Origin of the sequence: Streptomyces sp. NPDC079141 (assembly GCF_040686775.1) — a bacterium.
Classification (GTDB): Bacteria; Actinomycetota; Actinomycetes; order Streptomycetales; family Streptomycetaceae; genus Streptomyces.
In genome coordinates this window covers 1-24,360 of sequence record NZ_JBFBLP010000006.1, presented here as the reverse complement: position 1 = coordinate 24,360, position 24,360 = coordinate 1, and the positions used below count along the sequence as shown (strand labels likewise).

Genomic DNA, 24,360 nt, shown 5'->3' with positions numbered 1-24,360 from the left:
GGGAGTCGAGAACCGTGTCGGAAAACAAAGAACCCCACGTAGCGAAGTTCGTCTACGACTTCACCGAGGGAAACAAGGACCTCAAGGACCTCCTCGGCGGCAAGGGCGCGAACCTCGCCGAGATGACCAACCTCGGTCTTCCGGTCCCTCCGGGCTTCACGATCACCACCGAGGCCTGCAAGGTCTACCTCGACAGCGGCGAGGAGCCGGCGGCACTGCGTGACGAGGTGAGTGCGCACCTCGACGCGCTGGAGCAGCGCATGGGCAAGAAGCTCGGCCAGGCCGACAACCCCCTCCTCGTGTCGGTCCGTTCGGGCGCCAAGTTCTCGATGCCCGGCATGATGGACACGGTTCTGAACATCGGCCTCTCCGACAAGTCGGTCCAGGGCCTCGCCAAGCAGGCCGGCGACGACCGCTTCGCCTGGGACTCCTACCGGCGCCTCATCCAGATGTTCGGCAAGACCGTCCTCGGCGTCGACGGCGAGCTCTTCGAGGACGCGCTGGACGCGGCGAAGGCGGCCAAGAAGGTCACGGTCGACACCGAGCTGGAGGCGGCCGACCTCAAGAAGCTGGTCACCAAGTTCAAGAAGATCGTCAAGACCGAGGCCGGCCGGGACTTCCCGCAGGACCCGCGCGAGCAGATGGACCTCGCCATCGAGGCGGTCTTCAACTCCTGGAACACCGACCGCGCCAAGCTCTACCGTCGCCAGGAGCGCATCCCGCACGACCTGGGCACGGCCGTCAACGTCTGCTCCATGGTGTTCGGCAACCTCGGCCCGGACTCGGGCACCGGCGTGGCGTTCACCCGTGACCCCGCCTCCGGCCACCAGGGCGTCTACGGCGACTACCTGCAGAACGCCCAGGGCGAGGACGTGGTCGCGGGTATCCGCAACACCGTGCCGCTCGCGGAGCTGGAGTCGATCGACAAGAAGTCGTACGACCAGCTGATGCAGATCATGGAGACCCTGGAGAACCACTACAAGGATCTCTGCGACATCGAGTTCACCATCGAGCGCGGCCAGCTCTGGATGCTCCAGACCCGCGTCGGCAAGCGGACGGCCGGTGCCGCCTTCCGTATCGCCACCCAGCTGGTGGACCAGGGTCTGATCGACGAGACCGAGGCGCTCCAGCGCGTCAACGGCGCCCAGCTCGCCCAGCTGATGTTCCCGAAGTTCGACGAGGACGCGAAGGTCGAGCAGGTCGGCCGGGGCATCGCGGCCTCGCCGGGTGCGGCGGTCGGCAAGGCGGTCTTCGACTCGTACACCGCCGTGAAGTGGTCGCGCTCGGGCGAGAAGGTCATCCTGGTCCGCCGGGAGACCAACCCCGACGACCTCGACGGCATGATCGCGGCCGAGGGCATTCTCACCAGCCGCGGCGGCAAGACCTCGCACGCCGCCGTCGTCGCGCGCGGCATGGGCAAGACCTGTGTCTGCGGCGCCGAGGAGCTGGAGGTCGACACCAAGCGGCGCCGGATGACCGTGCCGGGCGGGCATGTCGTGGAGGAGGGCGACCTCATCTCCATCGACGGCTCCAGCGGCAAGGTGTACCTCGGTGAGGTGCCGGTCGTCCCGTCCCCCGTCGTGGAGTACTTCGAGGGCCGGATGCACGCGGGTGCCCAGGACGCCGACGAGCTCGTCGAGGCCGTGCACCGGATCATGGCGTTCGCTGACCGCAAGCGCCGGCTGCGGGTGCGCGCCAACGCGGACAACGCCGAGGACGCGCTGCGCGCCCGTCGCTTCGGCGCCCAGGGCATCGGCCTGTGCCGTACCGAGCACATGTTCCTCGGCGACCGGCGCGAGCTGGTCGAGCGGCTGATCCTGGCCGACACGGACGCCGAGCGCGAGGACTCCCTCAAGGAGCTGCTCCCGCTGCAGAAGCAGGACTTCGTCGAGCTGTTCTCGGCGATGGACGGCCTGCCGGTCACGATCCGCCTCCTCGACCCGCCGCTGCACGAGTTCCTGCCGGACATCACCGAGCTGTCGGTGCGGGTGGCGCTGGCGGAGGCACGCAAGGACCCGCACGAGAACGAGCTGCGGCTGCTCCAGGCCGTCCACCGGCTGCACGAGCAGAACCCGATGCTGGGTCTGCGCGGTGTACGCCTCGGTCTGGTCATCCCCGGTCTGTTCACCATGCAGGTCCGGGCGATCGCGGAGGCCGCGGCCGAGCGCAAGAACGCCAAGGGCGACCCGCGCGCGGAGATCATGATCCCGCTCGTCGGCACGGTCCAGGAGCTGGAGATCGTCCGCGAGGAGGCCGACCAGGTCATCGCCGAGGTGGAGGCCGCCACGGGCGTCCGCCTGAAGCTGGCGATCGGCACGATGATCGAGCTGCCGCGCGCCGCGCTGACCGCCGGTCAGATCGCCGAGGCGGCGGAGTTCTTCTCCTTCGGCACCAACGACCTCACCCAGACGGTGTGGGGCTTCAGCCGGGACGACGTGGAGGCCTCGTTCTTCACGGCGTACCTGGAGAAGGGCATCTTCGGCGTCAGCCCCTTCGAGACGATCGACAAGGACGGCGTGGGCTCGCTGGTCGCGGCCGCGGCGAAGGCGGGTCGCGCGACCCGTCCGGACCTGAAGCTCGGCGTGTGCGGCGAGCACGGCGGCGACCCGGAGTCGGTCCACTTCTTCCACGAGGTCGGTCTGGACTACGTCTCCTGCTCGCCGTTCCGGATCCCGGTGGCGCGGCTTGAGGCGGGCCGGGCGGCCACCCAGTCGGAGGGCAGCGACCACCGCTAAGCGCTCCGCTGGAGCTGAGGTGACGGGTCGTCGTTCGGCTGCGGCGCCGTCGTGGCTGGTCGCGCAGTTCCCCGCGCCCCTGGAGGGCGTTGCCGAACCGCAGTTCACCAGGCCCTCGCCTCCTATGACTCCGGAGCCGCCGTCGGTCCCCGACCCTCACCGATCGCGGCGGCTCCGGAACGCGAGGAGAGGGGCGGCACCCGTGCGGGGGTGCCGCCCCTTCGTGTTCACCGCTCCGCGTCCGTACGGCGCCGGCGGACCGCCAGCAGTACACCGCCGCCGGCGAGGATGACGGTCGCGCCGCCGGCCGCGAGGTACGGCGTGACGCCGTTGCCCCCGGTCGCGGCGAGGTCGGTCTCCTCCTCCGAGCCGGAGGCGGTGTCGGCGTCGTCCTCTGCCGGTTCGAAGTCCGCGGGCGGCTGGTCGCAGCCGATGCCGTCCTGGTCGCGGTCCAGGTGGCTGCCGTAGTGCTCGTCGCCCTCCTCGATGTTGGCGTACCCGGCGTCGTAGGCCTCGGAGCAGTTCTCGAACGGGTGGCTGCCCTCGTGCGCCACGGCGGTGGCGGGCAGCGCGGCCAGGGCGAGCGCGGTGACGGCCAGGGCAGCGGGTGTGCGGACAAGCTTCACGACGTGCATAGGGGACCCCCCAGATTCGTACTGATATCCGTACGCTTGATCGCTACGGGGCGATCGGCCGGATTTGAGGTGTAGACGGTATTGAGGAGCCGAGGGGGCCGGGGCGGTTCGGCGGACCTGTGATGCAAGCGTGACGTGACCGGAAGGTAGCTCTCCGCACTCGATGCGCGCCGGGTCAGCTCACCACGTAGTCGTCGTGAACCCGTGTGTCCAGGTAGAACCACTCCGCCTCGGGGCCCGGCCGCACGGCCGCCGCCTCCGGCTCCTTCGCCGGTCCCGGCATCAGCAGTTCGACCCGCACCCCCGCTCCCCGCTGCTGCGCCGTGAACTCCTCCACCTGGCTGCGGCAGGCGTGGTCCAGATGCGTCACGCCGGTCAGGTCCAGGCGGATACGGGGCCGGCCCGAGGCGGCGGCGGCCTCCAGGGCCTCGATGACCTGGGGCAGCCGCAGGAAGGTGGCGTTGCCGGCCATGACGACCTTCGCCGTGTCGTCCTCCACCTGCTGCCGGATCACGGTCCGCGACATGCGCAGGGCGGCGAGCACGATGCCCGCGACCAGGCCGACCAGGACGCCCTCCAGCAGGGCCGTGGCCACGATGACCAGCGTGGTCACGGTCATCACGACGAACTCGCCCCGGTCCTGGCGCCACATCTTCGGGAACTCCTCGGGCGCGAACAGCTTCCAGCCGCTGTGCACCAGGACCCCGGCGAGCACCGAGATCGGGATCAGTGCGAGGACCTGCGGCAGCAGCAGGGCGAAGGCGAGCAGCCACAGGCCGTGCAGGGTGCGGGAGATCCGGGTCCTCGCACCGGCCTGGACGTTCGCCGAACTGCGGGCCACGACCGCCGTGATGGGTAGGGCGCCGACCAGTCCGGCGAGCGTGTTGCCGGCGCCCTGGGCGATCAGCTCGGCGTTGTAGCGGGTGCGCGGGCCGCTGTGCATACGGTCCACGGCGGCCGCGGTGAACAGGCTCTCCGCGGAGGCGATGACCGTGAAGGTGAGTACGGAGGTGATGATCGCGGCGTCGGCGAGCCCCGCGAACTCCTCGGCCCCCGGAGGCTGCACGGACGCGAGCAGATTGCCGACCTGGAGCGTCTTCACCTGCACGCCGGGCAGCGCGGCGACCGCGATGCCGATGCCCACGGCGACCAGCGCGGCCGGGATCTTCCGCAGCGGCCCCGGGACCTTCTTCCACAGGAAGCTCAGGGTGATCGTGACCACGCCGAGCAGCGTGGCGGTGAGCGCCTGCCGATCGGTGAGGATCCGGCCGAGCAGGTCGGGTACGGCCGCCATGTTCTCGACCGGAGTGCCGGGGGCTTTGTCGTCGGCCATCGGGTACAGCTGACTGAACATCAGCGGCAGCCCGATCCCGGCCAGCATGCCCTGGACCACGGCCAGGGAGATCGCCTGGAACATGCGGCCCAGCCGTACGACCCCCAGGACGATCTGGAGGAGGCCGGAGAGCAGGACGATCACTCCGAGCATCGCCACCCCGTGCTCGGCGACGGTCTCCGCGACGAGCGCGGCGAGCCCGGCCGCGGGCCCGCTGACCTGGAGCGTGCTGCCCCGGATCGCGCCCACCACCAGGCCGCCGATCACCCCGGAGATGATGCCGAGTTCGGCCGGGACGCCGGACGCGACGGCCACCCCGATGCACAGCGGCAGGGCGACGAGGAAGACGACGAGTGAGGCGGTGATCTCGGTGACGAGGTCGGTGCCAGTGCCAGTGCCAGTGCCGGTGCCGGCGGCGGACTTTCTGGCGGCGCGGGTCCGGCCGCGCGCGTGTGCCCCGCTCATTCGGCATGCACCCGGAAGCGGCCGTCGTGGTCGAGCTCGTACAGCCGGCCGCTGTCCACCTCGTAGTACCAGCCGTGCAGGCGCAGCCGTCCGGTGTCCTCCCGTCGTCGCACCACCGGGTAAGTGCGCAGCACGGCAAGCTGGTTGACGACATTGCGCTGGGCCACGTCGGGCAGCGACGGGTCGTCGGTCCCGGTGGTGAGCACCGACGCCAGTTCCGGCCGGGCCAGTTGCAGCCAGGCGTCGACGCCCGGCATGGCGGACAGGTCGTCCCCGGACTTCAGCGCCCCCATCGCGCCGCAGTGTGAGTGACCGCACACGACGACGTCCTGAACTTCGAGCACCTCCAGTGCGTATTCGAGGGTGGCCGCCTCGCCGGACGCCCCCGGGCTGCCGTACGGCGGCACGATATTGCCCGCGTTTCGCAGCTCGAATATCTCTCCGGGCCGTGCTCCGGTAATCAGGGCGGGTATCACCCGCGAGTCCGAGCAGGTAATGAAGAGCGCCTCGGGATGTTGCCCCTCGGCCAGTTTCCGGTATTCACCGCTCTCGAAATCCACCCGTCGCCTGAATGAACGGGCGCGGAACAGCAGTGCCTTCAACGTTGCCTCCTCCACAGGGAGTTCGACCAGCTCAGGCCACCGTAAAGGAGCCCGCACCAGGCAAGGGTTAAGTAACTGCCAGGCCCCGGCCAGCAAATGGACATTCTTTGGCCCAACCCCCCGTAAGCGCTTGTTCCTTGTAGCGTGTGGACTCCAGGGCAGAGAATGTCAATTCGGAGAGACGGGATCAATGGGCATACAAGTGCTGCTCATCGAGGACGACGAAACCATTGCCGAGCCGCTCGCCGAGGGGCTGGCGCATTTCGGGCTCACGGTGGACCACGTGACCACCGGAGCCGAGGGTCTGAGCAGGCCGTACGGCGATGTCGTGCTGCTCGACCTCGGGCTGCCGGACATGGACGGCATCGACGTCTGCCGCGGCATCCGGCAGACATCGGACGTGCCGGTCATCATCCTGAGTGCGCGGGGTGAGGAGGCCGACCGGGTGCTGGGTCTGGAGCTCGGCGCGGACGACTATCTGGCGAAGCCGTTCAGTGTGCGGGAGTTGGTGGCGCGCGTGCGGGCGGTCACCCGGCGGAACCGGCGCACGGAGGCGGTGCCGGAGGCGGTGCCGGAACAGGTGGTCACCCCGGCGGACGAGCCCCGGCCGCCGTACGCGCCGGGCCCCCTCGTCGTCGACCGCCGCACCCGGCAGGTCTGGGTCGGCGAGGTCCCCGTCACCCTCACCCCCAAGGAGTTCGAGCTGCTGGCGCTGCTGACCGAGGATCCGGGCGCGGTGTACTCCCGGCAGCAGATCCTGGACCGGGTGTGGGACCCGCACTACGAGGGCCCGACCAAGACGCTGGACGTCCATGTCGCTGCGCTGCGCCGGAAGTTGGGCCATCCGGCCTGGATCCGGACGCTGCGCGGGGTCGGCTTCCGGCTCGCGGTGCACGCCGAGCCGGGCGGCCCGCAGGTGTCCTCGCCGTGACCCGCCGGCTGCTGCTCAGCTATCTCAGCCTCGCCACGCTCGTCCTGCTCTGTGTGGAGATCCCACTGGGCTTCGTCTACTCGCGCAGCGAGCGGGAGCGGGTGGTGGGCGCGGCCAAGGACGAGGCGGAGTCGGTGTCCGCGTACGCCTCGCTGTCCCTCCGTGCGGGTCGGGCCGAACGGGACCTGCCCCGCCGGGTGGCGCACTGTGCCGAGCGTCTCGGCGCGAAGGTGGTGGTCGTGGACGCCTCGGGCGCGCTGCTCGCCGCCTCGCATCCGCGGGCCGCCGTCATGTCGGCCGACCTCGCCTCCCGTCCCGGCATCGCGGCCGCCCTGAAGGGCACCTCGACGGTGGACGTCCGTACGTCGACCATCGGCGGGGTCGAGTACCTGTCGGTCGCCGGGCCGGTCCGGGACGGCGGGCGGCTTCAGGGCGCGGTGTGGCTGACGGTGCCGACCCGGACGGTGTACGAACGGGTCTACCGGGTCTGGCTGCTGCTGGGCCTGGGCGGGCTCGTCGTACTGACGGCGGTGGCCGTGGCCGGGTTCGTCGTGGCCCGCTGGACCGGCCGGCCCATCCGCGAACTGGAGCGCGCCACGCACGAGTTGGCGGACGGCGGCCGGGCCGAACCGGTGACGATCACCAAGGGCCCGCCCGAAGTGCGCAGGCTCGCCGCCGCGTTCAACCGTACGGCGGCCCGGCTCGCCCATCTCCTCGCCGCCCAGCACGCCTTCGCGGGCGAGGCCTCCCACCAGCTCAGAACGCCGCTCGCGGCACTGCGGCTGCGGCTGGAGAACCTGGAGCCGAACGTCGCGCGACCCGGCCGGGGCAGCCTGGCCGCCGCCGTGACCGAGACGGACCGGCTGGCCCGGATGGTCGAGGGGCTGCTGGCGATGGCACGCCTGGAGGAGGACGCGGCCACCCCGGTCCCGGTCGACGTGGGCGAGATCTGCGCGGAACGGCACCGCACCTGGCTGCCCCTCTACGGCCGCAAGGACGTCTCCCTCGTGCTGTTCGCCGGGAGCGTCGGCCCGGTGTCGGCGGTGCCGGGCGGGGTCGAGCAGATCGTGGACAACCTGCTCTCCAACGCCCTGCGCGCCTCACCGCCCGGCTCCACGGTGACCATGGAGCTACGGCTGTACGTCCCGGCCCGCCGCGCCCTGCGGGACGCCCGCCCGGCCTGGGTCGACCTGCACATCACCGACGAGGGCCCCGGGATGACCCCGGAGCAGCGCGCCCGCGCCTTCGACCGGTTCTGGCGTGCGCCGGGCGCCCCCAAGGGCGGTACGGGACTGGGTCTTTCGCTGGTCCAGCGCCTCGCCCACGCCAGCGGCGGCGAGGCGAGCCTGCACGCCGCGGCCGCGGGCGGACTGGACGCTGTGGTCCGCCTGCCGTCGGCCGAGCCGCCGCAGACGACCGGCGGGCACCACCTCGGGCGGCCGGGGCAGCGGCGCCGGGAGATGCCGGTACTGCCCGCGTGAGCCTGCGCGGCCGGGCGTCCACATCTTGTCCACGACACGTCAACCCGAAGTCCGCCGACGTCGTAACTCGGCGCGCCTAAGGTCGCTGACCGCGCGACCCCGCCCCCGACCGGCGGCGGGGCGGTCACGGCACCCTTTGGAGCACCAGTGGAACGTCGTACCTTCCTCCGTGCGACCGCGATCGGCGGCACCTCCGCCGTCCTCGGCGGAACCCTGTGGCGCGGCGCCGCGTACGCCGCGCCGGCCCAGCCCGGCACGGGCCCGTACGGCCCCCTCGGCTCGCCCGACGCCAACGGCATCCGCCTGCCCAGCGGCTTCACCAGCCGGGTCGTCGCCCGCTCCGGCCAGACGGTCTCCGGTACCTCCTACACCTGGCACAACGCCCCCGACGGCGGCGCCTGCTACGCGGACGGCACCGGCTGGATCTATGTCTCCAACTCGGAGATCAACCCAAGCGGCGGGGTGAGCGCGATGAAGTTCTCGTCCACCGGGGCGATCACCGGGGCGTACCGCGTCCTGTCCAACACCCGGCAGAACTGCGCGGGCGGCAAGACCCCGTGGAACACCTGGCTGTCCTGCGAGGAGGTCTCCCTCGGCTACGTCTACGAGACGGACCCGTGGGGAGTGAACGCGGCCGTGCGCCGGGACGCGATGGGCCGCTTCAAGCACGAGGCGGCGGCCGCCGACCCGGTGCGCAAGGTGATCTACCTGACCGAGGACGAGTCCAACGGCCGCTTCTACCGCTTCGTGCCGACGACCTGGGGCAACCTCTCCTCCGGCACGCTCCAGGTGATGGTCGCGGGCTCGGGCACGTCCGGCTCCTTCAGCTGGGCGAACGTGCCCGACCCGGACGGCTCCCCGACCAGCACCCGCACCCAGGTCTCGGGCTCGAAGTCCTTCAACGGCGGTGAGGGCTGCCACTACGCCGACGACACGGTCTGGTTCACCACGAAGGGCGACAACCGCGTCTGGCAGCTCAACCTGACCAGCAACACCTACGAACTGGCCTACGACGACTCCCTGGTGACCTCGGGCACGGCGCCCCTCACCGGCGTCGACAACATCACCGGCTCCTCCTCCGGCGACCTGTTCGTCGCCGAGGACGGCGGCAACATGGAGATCTGCGTGATCACCCCGGACGACGTCATCGCGCCGTTCCTGCGCATCGACGGGCAGTCGGGCTCGGAGATCACGGGGCCGGCGTTCTCCCCGGACGGCACCCGGCTGTACTTCTCCAGCCAGCGGGGGACGACCGGGAGTTCCTCGGGCGGGATCACCTACGAGGTGACCGGGCCCTTCCGCGCGTAACGGTCAGTCCTTACGGCCGCGCGTAACGGTCAGTCCTTGCGGCCGGTCGCGGCGACCGTCACACCCAGCCCGATCATGGTCAACCCCCCGACGCCGCCCACCAGGGACAGGCGTCGGGGGGAGCGGGCGAACCAGCCGCGGGCGGTGGCCGCGACCAGGCCCCAGACGCTGTCCGAGGCGAGCGCGATGAGGTTGAAGACCAGGCCGAGCAGCAGCATCTGGGACGACACGTGGCCCTGCTCGCGGTCGACGAACTGGGGCAGCACGGCGGCGAAGAACACGATCGTCTTGGGGTTGGTCACGCCGACGGCGAAGCCCTCCCAGAACGTGCGCTTGCCGCCGTGCGGTGGTGTCTCGTCATTGGCGAACGCGGCGCGCAGGGCGCCGCGTTCGCGCCATGCCTTGATCCCCAGATATACGAGGTAGGCGGCACCGGCGAGCTTGAGCGTCGTGAAGACCAGCACCGAGCGCTCCACGACCGAGCCGATCCCGAACGCCACGGCCACGATCAGCACATAGGCGCCGACGGTGTTGCCCACCACCGTCATCAGGGCGGCGCGGCGGCCCTGGGCGAGCGCCCGGCCGATGACGAACAGCACGCTGGGGCCGGGGACCACGATCAGCAGGAACGACATGGCCGCGAAGGCGAGAAGACGGTCGGAGGACACCATGCGGGTCATACAAGCAGTGGCGGTCCATGGCCCTCCAACGGTTTTTCAGGCCGCCGCGCCGCTGTCCACCACCAGGTCCGTGCCCACGACCGAGGCCGCGTGGTCCGACGCCAGGTACAGGACCGCGGCGGCGATCTCGTGCGTTGCCGAGATCCGGCCGAGCGGGAGGGTGGCCTGCGCGCGCTCCGCGCGGTCCGCCTCCGTCTCGCCGGGGTGCAGGGACATGGGGGTCTCGACCGCGCCGGGGCTGACGGCGTTGATGCGGACGCCGTCGCGGATGTGGTCCAGGGCGGCGCCCCGGGTGAGTACGGAGACGGCGGCCTTGGTCGCCGCGTAGGCGGCGGCGCCGGGGTGGCGGGCGTGCACGCCGAAGATGGAGGCGATGTTCACGATCGCCCCGCCGGCCGGCTGGGTGCGCATCTGCCGGACCTCGGCCTGGAGGGCGTGGAACACGCCGGTGACGTTGATGTCGAGCTGCGTCTGCCAGTCCTCCTCGGACAGTTCGGCCAGGGGGGCGCCGCCGCGGAAGACGCCGGCGTTGTTGACGGCGACGTCGAGTTGGCCGAAGTGCTCTACGGCGGCGTCCACGGCCGCGCGGATGTCGGCGGGGCGAGAGACGTCCGCGGTTACGGCCAGTGCCTTGCCGCCCGCCTTCTCGATCAGGGTCACTGTTTCGTCGAGCGGCTCCCTTCTGCGGCCGGCCACGACGACGTGCGCGCCCTCGGTGGCGAACGCGAGCGCTACGGCCCGGCCGATGCCGGAGCCTGCGCCGGTGACGAGGACGGTCCTGTCGGTGAAGCGGGCGTGCTGAGGTGCGGTGGTCATGATCTCCCCTGTTTCTTGACCGATCGGTTCAGTATGAGGGTGTGCGGCAAGGAGGTTGCGTTTGGGTGGGAATGCCTCAGTCCAGTAGTGCCAGAGCCTGTTCCGCCGCGTCCCGGACCCTGGCCGGGTCCGAGGACGCCTTGCCGACCACCCGGAAGCCCTGGAGCAGTACGAGCAGCATGCGGGCGAGGGTGAGCGGGTCGCGGGTGGTGGGTAGTTCGCCCTGTTCGCGGGCGCGGATCAGGGCCGAGTGCAGCACCGTCTCCAGACGGTCCCAGTTGCGCTCGACCTGCCGTGCGGCGGCCGCGTCGTGCGGGGCGAGTTCGGACGCCGCGTTGGTGACGAAGCAGCCTCGCGGGCGCAGGTCGTCGTCGGCGGCCTCGGCCGCGTAACGCCGTACCAGCGCCCTGACGGCGGGTAGGGCGGGGCCGGGCTGGGACAGGTCCCGCAGGATTCCCGGGAGGCGGTCGTCCTGGTAGCGCTCCAGCGCCTTCACGTACAGCTCGTGCTTGCTGCCGAAGGTTGCGTAGAGGCTGGCGCGTCCGATGCCGAGGTGTGCCACCAGGTCGGACATGGACGTCGCTTCGTAGCCGCGCCGCCAGAACAGCTCCAGGGCCGAGGTCAGCGCGGTGTCGGGATCGAACTCCTTGGTTCTGGCCACGTTTTGCAGCCTAGGCTTTTCTGGAACGATCAGTCAACTGTGGTGTGTGTGCGGGGGTGCCTGCGGCGGCCCGTTCGGGGTCGGTGGGGGTCTGCGTAGCGCCTTCGGGGGTGTTTTGAGTCGGGGCCGCGCCGGGGGGTGTCCGTCCTCGGACCGGCGGTGCTGTCTTTTGATGGGGGGCTGTGCATAAGCGCCGGCCTCTGCGGGCGGACACCCCCCGGCACGTCCCCTGCTCGCCGTACGCGGGTGCGGGCAGTCTTGCCGCACGAGCCCCTGGCTGTCCGTCGGGCAGGGGCTCGTGCGCGTCCGTCAGGCCGTGCGGATCTCGTACGTTGTGACCTGTACCGACTCGTCGTCCAGGCACTGGCCGGACTTGAGGTCGATGCGCTGCTTCAGCAGCGGGGAGGCCACGAACGGGCGGCCCTGGTGGGTGCCGGTCAGGCCGCGGGACATGACCGCGGCGCCGCTGAAGGGGTCGCGGTTGTCGATGGCGTAGAGCGCGCCGGCTCGGTCGCGGAAGAGGGCCACCTGGCTGCCGTCCGGGAGCAGGGCCGCCACTCCTCGGCCGGGGAGCAGCTGGTTCAGGTCGCAGACGGTGAACCAGCCGTCAGCCAGTTGGAGCTGGATCTTCAGGTCCGTTGTCTCGGGTGCCAGGGTCATCGCTGGGCGCTTCCTTCCAGGGGACGGTGGCCGATGGTGAGCAGCGGCAGGTCGGGCTTGATCTGGTCGCGCTCGGGGACGAAGCCGACCACCGGGTCGGGGGTGTCGGGCGCGTTGATGAAGGACACGAACCGGGCCAGCTTGTCGGGGTTGTTGATGGTGGTCGCCCACTCGTCGGCGTAGTTCGCCACGTGATCCGCCATCAGGGACTCCAGCTCCTCGCAGATGCCGAGGGAGTCCTCCACGACCACGTCCCGTACGTGGTCCAGGCCGCCGGGGATGCGGTCCAGCCAGACGCTGGTGCGCTCCAGGCGGTCCGCCGTGCGGATGTAGAACATCAGGAAGCGGTCGATCAGGCGGATCAGTTCGGCGTCGGAGAGGTCCTGGGCCAGCAGGTCCGCGTGGCGCGGGGTGGCGCCGCCGTTGCCGCCTACGTAGAGGTTCCAGCCGTTGGCCGTGGCGATCACGCCGAAGTCCTTCGACTGGGCCTCCGCGCACTCACGTTGGCAGCCGGAGACCGCCGACTTCAGCTTGTGCGGCGAGCGCAGACCCCGGTAGCGCAGCTCCAGGTCGATGGCCATGCGGACCGAGTCCTGGACGCCGTAGCGGCACCAGGTCTGGCCCACGCAGGACTTCACCGTGCGCAGTGCCTTGCCGTACGCGTGACCCGACTCGAAGCCGGCGTCCACCAATCGGGCCCAGATCAGGGGGAGTTGTTCGACCCGTGCGCCGAACATGTCGATGCGCTGGCCGCCGGTGATCTTTGTGTAGAGGCCGAAGTCGCGGGCGATCTCGCCGATCACGATCAGGCCCTCGGGGGTGACCTCGCCGCCGGGGATGCGGGGGACCACCGAGTACGAGCCGTTCTTCTGGAGGTTGGCCAGGAAGTGGTCGTTGGAGTCCTGGAGGGAGGCTTGTTCGCCGTCCAGGACGTAGCCGCTTGCGCCGATCGTGGGGGCGAGGGAGGCGATGATCGAGCCCACCGTGGGCTTGCAGATCTCGCAGCCGTCGGTGCCGCGGGCGTTCTCGCGGCCGTAGCGGTCCAGGAGGTCCTGGTAGGTGTTGATGCGCAGGGCCAGGACGATCTCGTAGAGCTCCTCGCGGGTCTGCGAGAAGCAGCCGCACAGGCCCTTGTCGACCTCGACGCCGCTCGCCTCCAGCTCGGCGGTGACCAGCTGGCCGAGGACCTTGACGCAACTGCCGCAGCCCGTACCGGCCTTGGTGCACTTCTTCACCTCGGGCACGGTCGTGCACTGGTGGTCGGTGACCGCGCCGCGGATCGTGCCCTTGGTGACGTTGTGGCAGGAGCAGATGACCGCGTCGTCGGGGAGCGCGGAGGGGCCGAGCTGGGCGGGGGCGCCCGCGCCGGCCGGCAGCACCAGTGACTCGGGGGAGATCGGCGGGACCGAACCGGTCAGCGCGCGCAGCGTGCCGTAGGCCTCCGCGTCGCCGACCAGGATGCCGCCGAGCAGTGTGCCGTCGCGGCCGATGACCAGCTTCTTGTACAGGCCCGCGCGGGAGTCGGAGTAGACGACGTCCAGGCAGTCCTCGGTGGCGCCGTGCGCGTCACCGAAGGAGGCGACGTCGACGCCGAGCAGCTTGAGCTTGGTGGACAGGTCCGCGCCGGTGAAGGACGCCTCGTCCGCGGCGATGGTCGCGGCCGCTGTCGAGGCCTGCTCGTAGCCCGGTGCGACGAGGCCGTAGACCCGGCCGTCCGCCGCCAGTGCGCACTCGCCGATGGCGAAGACGTGCGGGTCGGTGAGGGTGCGGCACTGCTCGTCGACCGCGATGCCGCCGCGCTCGCCGACCTGGAGGCCGCAGTCGCGGGCGAGCTGGTCGCGGGGGCGGACTCCGGCGGAGAACACCACCAGGTCGGTGGAGAGTTCGGAACCGTCGGAGAGCTTCATGCCGGTGACGGCGCCCTCGGCGTCGACCACGATCTCCTGCGTGCCCACGCCCGTGTGCACGGACAGGCCCATGTCCTCGATGGTGCGCAGCAGCGCCGCGCCACCGCCCTCGTCGACCTGCACCGGCATCAGGCGCGGCGCGAACTCCACGATGTGGGAGGTGAGTCCGAGGCCCTTCAGCGCGCCGGCCGCTTCGAGGCCGAGCAGTCCGCCGCCGACCACGGCGCCGGTCGTCGCCGTCCTGGCGTACTCCTCGATCGCGAGGAGGTCCTCGATCGTGCGGTAGACGAAGCAGCCGGTGGCGTCCTTGTTCGGCACCGGCGGCACGAACGGGAAGGAGCCGGTGGCCAGGACGAGGACGTCGTACTCGAAGACCTCGCCCGACCGGGCCGTGACCTTCTTCGCCTCACGGTCGACCGTCTCCGCGGGGTCGCCGACGCGCAGGTCGATCGAGTGCTTCTCGATGAACTCCATGTCGGTCATCGACAGGTCCTCGGGCGTCTTGCCCGAGAAGTACGAGGTGAGCGCCACACGGTCGTAGGCGGGGCGCGGCTCCTCGCAGAGCACGACCACGCGGTGCGTGGCGGTCATGCCGCGCTCGGCGAGCGCTTCGAGGAAGCGCTGGCCGACCATGCCGTGGCCAACGAGCACGATCGTGGGGGTGGCCCCCGGGGTGGCGGTCATCAGGAGCCTCCATCGTTGGTGAGCAGGTGGAGCAAAGGGCCGCCGTCGGAGGGGAGCGGCTCTGCTCCCTCCCAGGCGCGGGCGAGCGCGCCGACGGTGCCGAGTTCGCCGACGAGCACCCCGCCGACCACGCGGTCGTCGCGGACGACGACCTTGCGGTAGGTGCCGCGGGTGGCGTCGGTGAGCTGGACGACGTCGTCGCCCGGAAGCGCCTCCGTCTCGCCGAACGCGGCGAGGTCGAACGCGGTGTGGCCGTTGAGGGTCAGCCGGGTCAGCGACCGGGTGCCGGTGTAGCGGGCGGTTGTGTCACCGGCCAGCAGCTCGGCCAGCACCTCGGCCTGTTCCAGCGCCGGGGTGGCCAGCCCGTACAGGGTGCCGTCGTGCTGCGCGCAGTCGCCGACGGCCCGGATGTGCGGGTCGGAGGTGCGCAGCTCGTCGTCGACGACGATGCCCTTGCGGACGTCCAGGCCCGCGGTCTGTGCGAGGCCCACGCGGGGGTGGACCCCGCAGGCCAGGACGACGAGGTCGGCGTCGAGGGCGTATCCGTCGGACATCTCCACCGAGCGGACGGCCCCGCCGACGCAGCGCACGTCACGCACGCGGCACTCGATGTGCACCTCGACGCCCAGGTCCTTCAGGTGCCGCAGCACCAGCTTGGAGGCGCCCGGGTCGAGCTGGCGTTCCATGAGCCGCTCGGACTGCTGGGCGAGGACGACCTGCGCACCGCGCACGGCGAGCGCGCGGGCCGCGGACACGCCGAGCAGCCCGCCGCCGATGACGACCGCGCGTGCCCCCGGCCGGACCGCCTTGGACAGGCCCAGGCAGTCGTCCATGGTGCGGAACGCGTGCACGCCCTCGGGCAGCTCGTGGTCCGGGGTGAACAGTCCGCGCAGCGGCGGCAGCACCGGGTTGGAGCCGGTGGCCAGCACGAGCGTGTCGTATGCGATCACCGAGCCGTCCGCGAGATGCACGGCGCGCAGCTCGCGGTCGATACCGGTGACCCGGCCGCGCGTCAGCTCCGCGGGCGCCGGAAGGGCGATCACGTCCGGGCTGTACCGTCCGGCCAGCACCTCGGCGAGCAGGACCCGGTTGTACGGCCGGTGCTCCTCGTCGCCGATCAGCGTCACGGGCGTACCGAGCTCGCCGAGCCGCCGGGCGAGACGTACGCCCGCGAGGCCGGCGCCGATCACCACCACACGCGAATTCGAGGTCATGCCCTTGAGCGTGCGGTGCCGGTGTTACCCGACCGCATCACGTTTGTTTCCCGTGAGGAACGCTGCCCTCAGCAGAGGCGGTGGATAGGTGTGAGGGTTCCTGGGGTCGGGCGGGGGTGCGCTGTGAGCACAAGGAGAGGCCCGCCGGGGAACCTCAGAAACCCCTCAGGTAGATGGACGTCACATGTATCCCGTCCGTAGGGTCGCGATCATGCCCGACATATCCCTGACCATGATCGTCGTCCTGTGTATCGCGGCCCTCGCGGCCGGCTGGATCGACGCCGTGGTCGGCGGCGGCGGGCTCCTGCTGCTCCCGGTGCTGCTGCTCGGCCTGCCGGCGAGCACGCCCGCCGCGTATGCACTCGGCACCAACAAGGCGGTCGCGATCGTCGGCACCTCGGGCGCCGCGGATGGGGGCACCTCCCACGCCCTTTAGGCAGTGGGGGACTACGCCCGCAAGGCCCCGGTCGACGTCCGCACCGCCGTCCGCATCGGCCTCGCGGCGCTGGCCGGCTCGTCGGGCGGGGCCTTCCTCGCGGCCGGTATGAGCACGGACGTCCTCAAGCCCGTGATCATGGTGGTGCTGCTCGCGGTCGCCGCCTTCGTGATCCTGCGCCCCGCCTTCGGCACGGCCCCAGCGACCGGCCCGGCCACCCGCCGCCAGATCCTCGCCGCGATCGGCCTGGCCGGCCTCGGCATCGGCTTCTACGACGGCCTGATCGGCCCCGGCACCGGCACCTTCCTCGTCCTGACCCTCACCGCCGTCCTCCACCTCGACCTGGTCACCGCCTCCGCCACCGCCAAGATCGTCAACTGCTGTACCAACGCCGGAGCGCTGGCCACCTTCGCCTGGCAGGGCACGGTCCTGTGGCAGCTGGCCGCCGTGATGGCCGTCTTCAACCTGGCGGGCGGCACGCTCGGCGCGCGCACCGCACTGAAGAAGGGGAGCGGCTTCGTCCGGGTCGTGCTGCTGACGGTGGTGTTCGCCCTGGTGGCGAACATGGCGTACGGGCAGTGGGTGGCCTAGGCCCGCTCGTCGATCAGCAGGTCGACCATTCCGGTGGTGTCCTCCTCTCCCCGCCCCTGGGCCACCAGCCGGTCCAGCAGGTCCATGTACGGCGTCAGCAGCTGCGGGCTCACCCCCTGCTCCTCGGCGGTGCGCAGCAGCGTGGCGTTGCCCGCCGCCTGCATGGCCAGGTTGGAGACGACGTTCTTCGTGAAGTCCTCGCTCTGCAGCTGGTCGGCCGTGTTGTGCAGGGTGTGCGCCATCGCGGTGAGCCAGCCCTCCAGCAGCGGCGCGAAGTCCTTGGGCGCGATGTTCTCCCGGCGCACCAGCGCGAAGGCGTGGAAGGCCCCGGCGAACATGCCGGTCATCGCGCTGAGCAGCGCCACGTCGTGCAGCGCCGCGAAACCGGGGTCCGCCCCGACGTACACGGTGCCGGCGGGCACGGCCAGCGTCTCCCGGTGCTCCTCGAAGAGCCCGGCGGAGCCGCTGTAGAGGACGTACGCCCCACTGTCGGGGCTGCCGATCATCGGCGGTACGGCCATGATGCCGCCGTCGACGAACCGCGCGCCGCGCGCCTCGGCCCAGGTTGCGCGGGCGCGGGCCTGGGCGGGCGTGCCGGTGGTCAGGTTCACCAGGTCGCGGCCGGTCAGGTCGGCCGTGGCGAGGGTCTCGCCGAGCGAATCGTCGTCGAGCAGGCAGGCGACGACCAGCCGGTTCGCGGCCACGGCGGCGGCCGCGCTCGGGGCGACCGTCGCGCCCTCGGCGGCGAGGTGCCCGGCGCGGGCGGGGGTGCGGTTCCAGACGGTGACGGGGTGCCCGGCGGCGAGCCAGGCGCGGGCCAGGGCGGTGCCCATGGCGCCGGTGCCGAGAACGGTGATCGGGGCAAGTGTGTTGTCAGTCATGGGCATTAGGCTCGTTGGTGGTGGAAGGCCTGCTCAAGTACGTACTTGGGAGTGGGTGGTTACCACCGGGAAAGCATCCAGGCAGACACCGGGCAGGGGGACGGGACATGGCGATCGGTCGGCGGCCGGGGGCGCACGAATGCGGTGTCGACGCGGCGATGGACGTGATCGGCGGCAAGTGGAAGGTGCTCATCCTCTGGGCGCTGCATGTGCGTCCGCGCCGCTTCGGGGAGCTGCGCCGCGAGCTGCCCGGGGTGACGGAGAAGGTGCTCGCCGCCCAGCTGCGGGAGCTGGAGGCGGACGGGATCGTGCACCGGGAGGAGTACGACGAGGTGCCGCCGAGGGTGGAGTACTCGCTGACCCCGAGGGGCGAGAGCCTCAACACGGCGCTGGAGCCGCTGTGCGAGTGGGGGAAGAACAACTTCCTGGTGCCGTCAGCGGCTGCCGGTGAGGTGCGCGAAGACGACGACGTTGCCCTGATAGCCGGTCGTGCGTGAGTAGCCGCCGCCGCAGGTGATCACCCGCAGCTCCGGCCGCCGCGCGGCGCCGTAGACCTTCTCGTCGGGGAAGTTCCGGGCGTCGTACACCTCGACGGAGTCGACGCTGAAGACGGCCGTGGTGCCGTCGCGCCGGTCGAGCTCGATCGTGGCGCCCTTCCGGAGAGCGCCGAGGCGGTAGAAGACGGCGGGGCCCTCGGCGTTGTCGACGTGCCCGGCGACGATCGCGGTGCCCGTCTCGCCGGGGGTGGTGCCGGCCTCGTACCAGCCGGCGAGGTTCTGCCGCGCGGCGGGCGGGACGTCCAGTGAGCCGGTGGGGGTGAGGCCGAGGCCCGTCAGGGGGGCGTCCACCCGGATCGAGGGGATGCGGACGCGGTCCGGGGGAGAGGGCGGCAGCGCGGGGGCCGCGGAGCGCTGGGTGCGCGGATCGGCGTGGGCCTGTGCGGCGGACGGCTGCGGCGGGGCGTGCGTCTCGGCGCCGCTGCGCAGCAGCCACGCGCCTGAGCACAGGGCCACCACGGTGACGGCGGCTATCGCGGAGTTGCCGAACCTGCGTCGCACGTGCGCCTCCTTGTCGTCGGACCCCGAATCCCCCTCCGGGCCGCGAGGGGCGTCGGACCCGGAGGGGGAGGGGACATGCGGTACCGGCGGACGGACAGCGGAGGGTGTCCGTCAGATCCCGTCGCCTCTCGCCCGGCGATGCAGGAGCCAGGTACCGCCCGCGGCGGCGACGGCGAGAGCCGCCACGCCGGCCGCGGTCTGCACGGGGTCGGGGCCGAGTGCGCCGCCGACCCCCGTCTTCACACTTCCTCGCGGATGCACCCGCTGCCGCTGCGAGACCAGCGTCACCACCAGGTCACCCGTCACCCGCCGCCCGCCCTCCGTGCAGGTCGCGGTGATCTCGTACGTCCCCGGCTGCGCGCTCGGCGGCACCCGGAACTGCCCGATCGCGTTCTCCTTGTGCGTGCTCGGCGCGAGCGTGAAGGACCCGGCGCCCACCGCGCTGGCGTCGCCCGCCGCCGTACCGCCGTCCGCGCAGGCCGTCGTGTTCACCGTGACCTGGCCGCCCGGCACGACCGAGGAGGGGTACACCTCCAGACGGTCACCACCCGCCGCGTAGGCGGGAGCGGCGGCCGCCACGGCGAGCACGCTCCCGGTCAGCAGACGGGCGGTACGGCGCATCGGTGCTCCCTGAGGATCAGCGTGGGTCGCAGTGGTGGGTCCCTGCCCTTCCGAGGTAAGTGGCAGGAGGCCGGGACCGCTTCCTGAGGGCACGTCAGAAATAGGGTGAACGGGTGTCAGGTCCCACCGCTGTGCGGCCTGTTTTGGCAGGTCAACGTAGCCGTACGGGCGTGTCGGAGAAGAGAACCCGAAGGGCGCAGCGGGGGCGTGTGAACGGGTGACCCGGTTCACGGGGCAATCGGGGGCTTGACCTCAACAAAGGTTGAGGTACCAGGCTCTACGGCATGACCACACACACCGCTCCCGAAGTCCCCCTCAACCTCGCCGTCGTCATCGGCAGCAACCGCCACGGCCGCTTCGGCCCCGTCGTCGCCGACTGGCTCCTGGACCGCGTCAGCGGCCGCGAGGACTTCACATCCGAGGTCGTCGACGTGGCCGACATCCCCCTGCCCACGTCCTTCGCCCGCACCCCCGAGGCGACCGAGGCCCTGACCGACGTCACCCCGAAGCTGGCCCGCGCCGACGCCTTCGTCGTCCTCACTCCCGAGTACAACCACTCCTTCCCGGCAGGCCTGAAGAACCTCATCGACTGGCACTACGGCGAATGGCGCGCCAAGCCCGTCGCCGTGGTCTCCTACGGCGGCCTCGCCGGCGGCCTGCGCGCCACGGAACACCTCCGCCAGGTCTTCGCCGAACTCCACGCCGTCACGGTCCGGGACACGGTGTCCTTCCATGGCGCGGGGGCGGCGTTCGACGACTCCGGGAGGCTGAAGGATCCCTCCGGGCCGGATGCGGCGGTGAAGACGATGCTGGATCAACTGGTTTGGTGGGGGCGGGCGTTGAGGGAGGCGAAGGAGAGGCGGCCGTACGGGGGCTGAGCGTGCCGCTCCGCTTGCGTCGTAGTGACGGTCGACGAGATGGCCCGGTCGAATGTGATGTGGTTCATGGGCTCTCGGCGGAACCGGTGGTTCCACCCTCTGTCCTCGCAATGTTCACGATAGTTGCACTCCCGCTTCACTGATCAACTTCTGGGCTGAGTCGGCTTCACCGCGCTGGGGAGCGCGGTCGGTTCAGCTTCAGAGGCGGATGTTTGCTTGCGGACTGTCGGTTCGCGCGGCATCGCGCGGAGCCGCCTGGGGTGGGAGTTCGAGTGCTTGCTCGGCGTGCGCGTTTGTTGTCCGTCACCGTTGCGGGGGCGGTGCTGGCCGGTTTGTTGTCGACGGTGTCGGTGGTGACCCCGCCGCAGGCGGCGGCAGCCTCTGATGATGCGACGCCTGGTCGGACTGGCGCGGCTACCAGCGCGTCGAGGTCACTTCGGGCAGCGGTGCGGTCAAGCACTCCACCTTCCACTGGCTCTACCGCGGCCTGGACGGCGACCGCACCGACAAGAGCGACCCCTCCAAGACGCGGTCCGTCTCGGTGACCGACGGCGAGGGCGCCTCGTACACCGACTCGCCCTGGCTGCAGGGCCGCACCATCGAAACCTCCGCCCGTGACGACGCCGGCGTCTCGCAGCAGAAGGTCTTCCACAAGTACTGGACGCACAACACCGCCCAGTACACGGGGCTGCCCGACGCCCGCTTCGTCCGCGAATCGCAGACCACCACCGAGACCAGGATCTCCACGGGCTGGCGCACCCATGTCGTGCAGAACGAGTACGACGCCTCCACCGCGACCTCAGCCACCTACGGTCTGGCGCTGCGTACAGACGACCAAGGCGAAGCGGCCGTGGCCGACAACCGCTGCACCACCTACGGCCGCGCCTACAACACCGACCTGTACGACGGCACCAATATCCAGCGGTGGATGGTGGTGGTCGACGAGACCCGCCACTACTCGACCGGCTGCGTCGACCGCGCCGCGGAAAAGCAGGACGGCTACAGCGTCACCCTCTATGACAACGCCGCCGACGTGGCCGGCAACAAGCCGACCGACGGCAACCCCACCGAGACACGCACCTACACCGCGGACAGCGCCCACCTGACGGCAAGGTACGGCTACGACGACGCCGGCCGGATGCGCTGGACCGAGGACGCCAACCGCAACCGCACCACCACCACCTACAGTCCGGAGAACACCTGGCCCCTGGACGGCGTGACCACCACATCCCCCAGGCCGAGCAAGGACCTTGCCGACACGCGCGGCCCGCTGACCACGACCGTGTGGAAGTCCCGTTTCTGGGGCGTGCCGTACCAGACCAAGGACGCCAACGGATATCTCACCAAGACGACCCTGGATGCGGCGGGCCGTCTGACCGAGGTGTGGAGGCCGACCGAGACCGGCACCTCGCCCTCCCTCAAGTTCAGCTACAGCATCCCCACCTCCACCAGCAACGGCATCCCCGACTCGGTCGACGGCTACCCGCGCGTGGCCAGCCACATCCTTCAGTCCGGCACCACCTACCTGTCCTCCTACGCCTACACCGACGCTCTCGGCAGGGCACGCGAGACACAGGCGCCGATCCCGGACGGCACCGACTCGACGGGCGCGGAGGTCCCCAACCGGCAGGTCGCCGTCACCCGCTACGACACGGCCGGACACGTCACCGGCACGTCTGCCGTCTTCCGCAACCAGGGAACCGCGGGCTCGGGCGGACCGGTCAGCCCCAAGGTCGAGGACCTGCCCTCCTACACCGACCTGACCCTGGACTGGGCCGGACGCACCACCCAGTCGCAGATCCTCGTGGGAGACGGCACCAGCACCAAGACCACGCTCTACGGGCGCATGCTGACCGCCTACCACGGCGACTACACCACGGTCACCCCTGCCAACTCCGGCGCCGTGGACACCTACACCGACGTGTACGGGCAGACGTCGAAGGTCGTCGAGCACAACGGCAGCGCCACCTTCACCACGCAGTACAAGTACACGGCCACCGGTGCGCTGAGCCAGATCACCGACCCACGCGGCAACGACACGTTCTACAACTACGACTGGGCCGGACAGCGCGTCAGGGTGGTGGACCCGGACGCCGGTGTCAGCACCACGACGTACGACGAGAACGGCCAGGTCAAGGAGACCACCAGCAACGGTGGCACGACAGTGCTCTCGTTCGACTACGACGACCTGGGCCGCAAGATCCAGGTGCGCAGCGGTACCTCCAGGCTCGCCTCCTGGACCTGGGACGGAGTGGGCGTACCCGGCGGCAAGGGGCAGGTCACCGCAGCAACCAGCTGGAACACGGTCGGCATCGCGAACACCGTCAAGACGGACAAGTTCGACGAGCGGGGGCGCCCGCTGGCCACGACCGTCAGCATCCCCACCACTGTCACCGGCCTGGCGGGCGACTACACCACCGGGTTCACCTACGACGCGGCCGACCACGTCACCTCGGTCACCTATCCGCAGGCCGGCGGCCTGGATGCCGAGACCGTCACCACCTCCTACAACGCCTACGGCCAGCCTCGCAGCCTGACCTCCGACCTGGAGACCTACGTCCGGTCTACGGCCTACGACGCCTACGGCCTGCTGACGGACCGCTACTACGGCAGCGCGACCGATGTCGTAAGCGGCGTCGCCGCCCAGCGCTCCTACGACTACTCCTACGCCAACGGCACGCGCTGGCTGAACAGCATCACCACCAACACCACCGTGAACCGCTACACCAGCGAGAGCCAGAAGGACCTCTACAGCTACGACTTCGACGGCAAGGTCACCGAACTGCGCGAGCAGGCCACCGGCCAGACCGCCCAGTCGCAGTGCTTCCACTACGACGACCAGGCCCGCCTGACCAACGCCTACACCCGCGCCGAATCCGGCGTCTGCGCCCTGAACAGCGGCTCCGACTTCACAGGAACGGCCCCCTACCAGACGGCCTACGCCTACGACCGCCTCGGCAACCTCCAGGCGGTCACCGACACCGACGCCACCGGCAAGGCCACCACCCGCGACTACCTCTACCCCGGCTACGACGACGCGGGCACCTGGACCACGGCCAACGCCAACCGGCCGCACGGCGTCCGCAAGATCAACACCAACACCGGCGGAAGCACCACCGGGACAGAGACCTTCACCTACGACAGCGCCGGCCAGATGGACACACGCGTGGCGCCCGGCACCACCACCGACTACGACTGGACCAAGCTCGGCCGGCTCTCCACCGTCACGACCACCAAGTCCAGCGGCAGCCAGCTCACCCGCTACACCCACGACGCCGACGGCAACCTCCTGGTCCGCACCACCCCCGAGGAGACGGTCGCCTCCATCGGCGGCATGGAACTGCGCACCACCGACGGCACCAAGGTGACGGCGACCCGCTACTACACCAGCGGCTCCTCGCTCGTCGCCATGCGCACAACGCAAGGCACGACCACCGCCAACGGCAAACTCACCTACCTGTTGGCCGACACCCAGGCCTCAACCCAGCTCACCGTCGACGCCACCACCGGCACCACAACCCGCCGCCGCTACACGCCCTTCGGCGACGAACGCAGCGGAGACCTGCCCACCGGCACTAACAACGGCTTCCTCGGCAAAACGGAAGACACCAGCACCGGCCTCTCCCTCCTCGGCGCCCGCGCCTACGACCCACACCTGGGTCGCTTCCTGAGCCCCGATCCCCTCAGCCACGGCAGTTGTAGATCTGGTCATGGCTGATCTTGGAGGACGTGTCGGTGCTGGTGGCAGGCTCGCGCGACAGCTTGATGGTGTCGGCGCCAGGT

19 protein-coding genes and 1 pseudogene are annotated in these 24,360 nt (G+C 70.7%); 8 read left to right on the top strand and 12 right to left on the bottom strand.

From position 1 onward, the window contains the following. The first annotated feature begins 14 nt into the window (after positions 1-14). Positions 15-2,735: a pyruvate, phosphate dikinase gene (ppdK, locus tag AB0Q90_RS18680; RefSeq protein ID WP_363160107.1), complete on the top strand. Its 2,721-nt coding sequence runs from the start codon at positions 15-17 to the stop codon at positions 2,733-2,735. A gap of 227 nt (positions 2,736-2,962) precedes the next feature. Here ppdK and AB0Q90_RS18675 read toward each other — a convergent pair whose 3' ends face one another. From AB0Q90_RS18675 to AB0Q90_RS18665, 3 genes are all read right to left on the bottom strand, one after another. After that, a complete protein-coding gene (locus tag AB0Q90_RS18675) occupies positions 2,963-3,361 on the bottom strand; it encodes an excalibur calcium-binding domain-containing protein (RefSeq protein ID WP_363160358.1) in 399 nt (132 codons plus the stop codon). A 184-nt stretch (positions 3,362-3,545) separates the two neighbouring features. Beyond that, positions 3,546-5,168, bottom strand: a complete 1,623-nt coding sequence (locus AB0Q90_RS18670; RefSeq protein ID WP_363160106.1) for a SulP family inorganic anion transporter — start codon at positions 5,166-5,168, stop codon at positions 3,546-3,548. Continuing rightward, positions 5,165-5,770 carry a carbonic anhydrase gene (locus AB0Q90_RS18665; protein ID WP_363160105.1) on the bottom strand — a complete coding sequence of 202 codons (606 nt, stop codon included), beginning with the start codon at positions 5,768-5,770 and terminating at the stop codon, positions 5,165-5,167. Before AB0Q90_RS18665 ends, AB0Q90_RS18670 begins: the two co-directional genes overlap by 4 nt. A 190-nt stretch (positions 5,771-5,960) precedes the next feature. Here AB0Q90_RS18665 and AB0Q90_RS18660 point away from each other — a divergent pair, with 190 nt between their 5' ends. The 3 genes from AB0Q90_RS18660 (at position 5,961) to AB0Q90_RS18650 (ending at position 9,490) form a co-directional block, all read left to right on the top strand. After that, positions 5,961-6,701 carry a response regulator transcription factor gene (locus AB0Q90_RS18660; RefSeq protein WP_363160104.1) on the top strand — a complete coding sequence of 247 codons (741 nt, stop codon included), beginning with the start codon at positions 5,961-5,963 and terminating at the stop codon, positions 6,699-6,701. Next, a complete protein-coding gene (locus AB0Q90_RS18655; protein ID WP_363160103.1) occupies positions 6,698-8,182 on the top strand; it encodes an ATP-binding protein in 1,485 nt (494 codons plus the stop codon). Before AB0Q90_RS18660 ends, AB0Q90_RS18655 begins: the two co-directional genes overlap by 4 nt. A gap of 147 nt (positions 8,183-8,329) precedes the next feature. Further along, positions 8,330-9,490 carry an alkaline phosphatase PhoX gene (locus AB0Q90_RS18650; RefSeq protein ID WP_363160102.1) on the top strand — a complete coding sequence of 387 codons (1,161 nt, stop codon included), beginning with the start codon at positions 8,330-8,332 and terminating at the stop codon, positions 9,488-9,490. 29 nt (positions 9,491-9,519) lie between these two features. Here the strand turns inward: AB0Q90_RS18650 and AB0Q90_RS18645 are convergent, their stop codons facing one another. The 6 genes from AB0Q90_RS18645 to AB0Q90_RS18620 all read right to left on the bottom strand — a co-directional run bounded on the left by AB0Q90_RS18645 (position 9,520) and on the right by AB0Q90_RS18620 (position 16,112). After that, positions 9,520-10,161, bottom strand: coding sequence for a LysE family translocator (locus AB0Q90_RS18645; RefSeq protein WP_363160357.1), 642 nt, complete (start codon positions 10,159-10,161; stop codon positions 9,520-9,522). A gap of 45 nt (positions 10,162-10,206) precedes the next feature. Further along, positions 10,207-10,986, bottom strand: a complete 780-nt coding sequence (locus AB0Q90_RS18640) for a glucose 1-dehydrogenase (RefSeq protein ID WP_363160101.1) — start codon at positions 10,984-10,986, stop codon at positions 10,207-10,209. Between the two features lie 76 nt (positions 10,987-11,062). Continuing rightward, entirely contained in the window at positions 11,063-11,647 is a 585-nt protein-coding gene (locus tag AB0Q90_RS18635; RefSeq protein ID WP_363160100.1) for a helix-turn-helix domain-containing protein, read from the bottom strand. Positions 11,648-11,956: 309 nt separating this feature from the next. Then, entirely contained in the window at positions 11,957-12,307 is a 351-nt protein-coding gene (nirD, locus tag AB0Q90_RS18630) for a nitrite reductase small subunit NirD (protein ID WP_363160099.1), read from the bottom strand. Beyond that, on the bottom strand, positions 12,304-14,898 hold the full coding sequence (gene nirB / locus AB0Q90_RS18625) for a nitrite reductase large subunit NirB (RefSeq protein ID WP_363160098.1): 2,595 nt from the start codon (positions 14,896-14,898) through the stop codon (positions 12,304-12,306). Before nirB ends, nirD begins: the two co-directional genes overlap by 4 nt. After that, entirely contained in the window at positions 14,898-16,112 is a 1,215-nt protein-coding gene (locus AB0Q90_RS18620; protein WP_363160097.1) for an FAD-dependent oxidoreductase, read from the bottom strand. The genes nirB and AB0Q90_RS18620 overlap by 1 nt, the downstream gene beginning before the upstream one ends. 211 nt (positions 16,113-16,323) lie before the next feature. On the opposite strand from AB0Q90_RS18620, the pseudogene AB0Q90_RS18615 reads away from it, so the two are divergent. Then, positions 16,324-17,139: pseudogene (locus AB0Q90_RS18615) on the top strand (TSUP family transporter). On the opposite strand, the gene AB0Q90_RS18610 reads toward AB0Q90_RS18615, so the two are convergent. After that, a complete protein-coding gene (locus AB0Q90_RS18610; RefSeq protein WP_363160096.1) occupies positions 17,136-18,020 on the bottom strand; it encodes an NAD(P)-binding domain-containing protein in 885 nt (294 codons plus the stop codon). The pseudogene AB0Q90_RS18615 and the gene AB0Q90_RS18610 overlap by 4 nt on opposite strands. A 107-nt stretch (positions 18,021-18,127) precedes the next feature. Between AB0Q90_RS18610 and AB0Q90_RS18605 the strand changes: the two genes are divergently transcribed. Continuing rightward, a complete protein-coding gene (locus tag AB0Q90_RS18605; RefSeq protein WP_363160095.1) occupies positions 18,128-18,517 on the top strand; it encodes a helix-turn-helix domain-containing protein in 390 nt (129 codons plus the stop codon). Here AB0Q90_RS18605 and AB0Q90_RS18600 read toward each other — a convergent pair. Then, positions 18,455-19,078 carry a class F sortase gene (locus AB0Q90_RS18600; protein ID WP_363160094.1) on the bottom strand — a complete coding sequence of 208 codons (624 nt, stop codon included), beginning with the start codon at positions 19,076-19,078 and terminating at the stop codon, positions 18,455-18,457. The genes AB0Q90_RS18605 and AB0Q90_RS18600 overlap by 63 nt on opposite strands. Before the next feature lie 111 nt (positions 19,079-19,189). Further along, on the bottom strand, positions 19,190-19,699 hold the full coding sequence (locus tag AB0Q90_RS18595; RefSeq protein ID WP_363160093.1) for a hypothetical protein: 510 nt from the start codon (positions 19,697-19,699) through the stop codon (positions 19,190-19,192). Between the two features lie 284 nt (positions 19,700-19,983). On the opposite strand from AB0Q90_RS18595, the gene AB0Q90_RS18590 reads away from it, so the two are divergent. Beyond that, complete coding sequence (locus AB0Q90_RS18590) at positions 19,984-20,577, top strand: NAD(P)H-dependent oxidoreductase (RefSeq protein ID WP_363160092.1); 594 nt, start codon at positions 19,984-19,986, stop codon at positions 20,575-20,577. Positions 20,578-21,118: 541 nt separating this feature from the next. Further along, the gene (locus AB0Q90_RS18585; protein ID WP_363160091.1) at positions 21,119-24,295 is read left to right on the top strand and encodes an RHS repeat-associated core domain-containing protein; all 3,177 of its coding nucleotides are present in this window, start codon (positions 21,119-21,121) and stop codon (positions 24,293-24,295) included. The last annotated feature ends 65 nt before the right edge of the window (positions 24,296-24,360 follow it).